This window comes from Providencia heimbachae ATCC 35613 (assembly GCF_001655055.1).
GTDB lineage: Bacteria > Pseudomonadota > Gammaproteobacteria > Enterobacterales > Enterobacteriaceae > Providencia > Providencia heimbachae.
In genome coordinates this window covers 1-2,549 of the sequence record NZ_LXEW01000007.1, presented here as the reverse complement: position 1 = coordinate 2,549, position 2,549 = coordinate 1, and the positions used below count along the sequence as shown (strand labels likewise).

3 protein-coding genes are annotated in these 2,549 nt (G+C 43.1%); all 3 read right to left on the bottom strand.

Annotation, left to right across the window (positions count from 1 at the left end):
• Positions 1–825 (bottom strand): formylglycine-generating enzyme family protein (locus M998_RS01225; RefSeq protein WP_068907178.1); only part of this gene is annotated, 825 nt, incomplete at its 3' end.
• Between the two features lie 2 nt (positions 826–827).
• Positions 828–1,727, bottom strand: coding sequence for a formylglycine-generating enzyme family protein (locus M998_RS01220; protein WP_068907177.1), 900 nt, complete (start codon positions 1,725–1,727; stop codon positions 828–830).
• A gap of 2 nt (positions 1,728–1,729) precedes the next feature.
• Positions 1,730–2,549, bottom strand: an 820-nt coding sequence (locus M998_RS01215; protein ID WP_068907176.1) for a formylglycine-generating enzyme family protein, incomplete at its 5' end; no start/stop codon positions are given.

Below are 2,549 nucleotides of genomic sequence, written 5' to 3'. Positions count from 1 at the left end.
TCCATTGCCAAATTCAGTATCGGGAGCATCCTTTCCTCGAGTGATTGTTAATGTGGCATCAAAGCTGCCAAGATAGCCACGAACCACTTTTTTTGTTCCACTTTCAGGACCTTGCGGATTATCCTCTGGCGAGTATTGATAATAATCCGCACCATACCAATCATTCACCCAATCGACCCCATTTCCCATCATGTCATACAATCCGATAGGATTCGGCGCAAAGCTGCCGGCGGGTTTCCACCATGAAATGAAATTACGGGCAGGGTCTTCCGGGTAGTGCATCTTATTATCACTGTTACCGTAAATCAAAAATTGTCCACCACTACGTGCGGCATACTCCCACTGTGCTTCGGTCGGTAAATCAGTTTTTTTACCGCTGTGTTCACCCAACCACTGACAATAGGTTTTAGCATCTTGCCATGAAACTTGCGCAGGGTAGTTATCGCCGAGTTCGTCCCAATTACTAATTTTACTGTTTTTTCGCTTAGTGTATAGCTCAAGAGCTTCTCTCCCCTGCAAAGCCAGCCAACGATTAAATTCTCCCCATGTCACACGGTATTTGCTCATCTTAAAATCATGCAGGGAGACCCAGTGCAAGGGCTTAGTGGAAGGGTCGGTGCTGTACGGGATTTTGAGTTCAACCAGATCACCAAAATCCCCCATCTGAAAACGTCCACCAGGGATTGACACCATATTTTGGTGGGAATCATTAATCAGTTGCTGTTTTTGGGTTTCTTGCTCAGCAGTGAACTGTTGATCACAGCCCATCAGCAGCCCGAATCCAATGAGCAAAACAGCACCGTGTGTGTAATCAAAGAAAGTCATGTTTATTTAGTCACGGGTTGGATTGGCGTCGGGGATTGCACGGCGCAGCGGAAACCTAGGCCGGGAATATTCCTGTTTTTTAATGGAGAAGAACGACGATTCATGGTTAGATTTTTTAAATAAAAGGAACCATCAGCCCCTCGAATAACTTTTTCCTTGCCTTGTTCTGGACCTTGTGGATTTTTAACTGGGGAATGTTCATAGTAATCCACCGCATACCAATCATTCATCCAGTCAAACCCTCCTCCCATCATATCATAAAGACCTAATGGCGTAGGAGGATAATGCCCTACAGGTGCAAAATCTGTTGCGAATAATGCATCCCCTTTCTCTCTGCCATTATTATATGTGCCATCTTTCGAGGCAAATAAAACAAACTGCCCACGATTACGGGCAGCATATTCCCATTGGGCTTCGGTGGATAAATCGATAGGGAGCTGAGCTTGTTGCCCTAACCAAAGGCAGTAATCTTTGGCGTCTTGCCAATCCACGGAAGCAGGGTAATTATCTTGAGTAGATTCTTGCCAGTCCTTCATAATATTCCGAGATTTTAAATCTTTATATCTGTCTGTTAATGGAAGCCCTATTAACTCTCTCCATAAATTAAATTGCGCCCAAGTAACCCGGTATTTAGATAAACTAAAACTGTCTAACGTCACATTATGGATAAATTTATTATCTTTATCTAAAGAATATGGCAAGGTGGATTTTTCATCATGTCCGCTTCCAAAATCCCCCATCATAAAAGTGCCACCCTCGATAAATACCATACTTTGGCGGGAATCATTAATCAGTTGCTGTTTTTGCGTTTCTTGCTCTGCTGTGAGCTGTTGATCACAGGCCATCAGCAGCCCGAACCCAATGAACAAAACAGCACCGTGTGTGTAATCAAAGAAAGTCATGTTTATTTAGTCACGGGTTGGATTGGCGTCGGGGATTGCACGGCACAGCGGAAACCTAGGCCGGGAATATTCCTATTTTTAAGAGGATGAGGCCATCTATCCATAATCAGTGTATTAAGGTACATACTACTTTCAGAGCCTCTAACAACTTTTTCTTCACCTTGTTCAGGCCCTTTGGGATTTATTGTTGGAGAATGTTCATAATAATCGGCGGCATACCAATCATTTGTCCAGTCTTGACCATTACCCATCATATCGTAGAGACCTAATGGCGTGGAAGGATAGCTGCCAATAGGATAAAAACCAGCAGTAAATAATGGTTCACCTTCTTCAGTACCATCATTATAAGTACCATCTTTCGAGGCAAATAAAATAAATTGCCCACGATTACGGGCAGCATATTCCCACTGAGCTTCGGTGGGTAAATCGATAGGGAGTTGGGTTTGTTGCCCTAACCAAAGGCAGTAATCTTTGGCGTCTTGCCAATCCACGGAGGCAGGGTAATTATCTTGAGTAGATTCTTGCCAGTCCTTCATAATATCCCGAGAGTTTAAATCTTTATATCTGTCTGTTAATGGAAGCCCTATTAACTCTCTCCATAAATTAAATTGCGCCCAAGTAACCCGGTATTTAGATAAACTAAAACTGTCTAACGTCACATTATGGACAAATTTATTATCTTTGCCTAAAGAGTAGGGCAAGGTGGATTTACCATCATGTCCGCTTCCAAAATCCCCCATTAAAAAGGTGCCGCCCTCGATAAACACCATATTTTGGTGGGAATCATTAATCAGTTGCTGTTTTTGGGTTTCTTGCTCAGCA

Bases quoted from the DNA above. Each gene is read 5' to 3' on its own strand.
- M998_RS01220 (WP_068907177.1), bottom strand. From the start codon at position 1,727: ATGACTTTCTTTGATTACACACACGGTGCTGTTTTGTTCATTGGGTTC.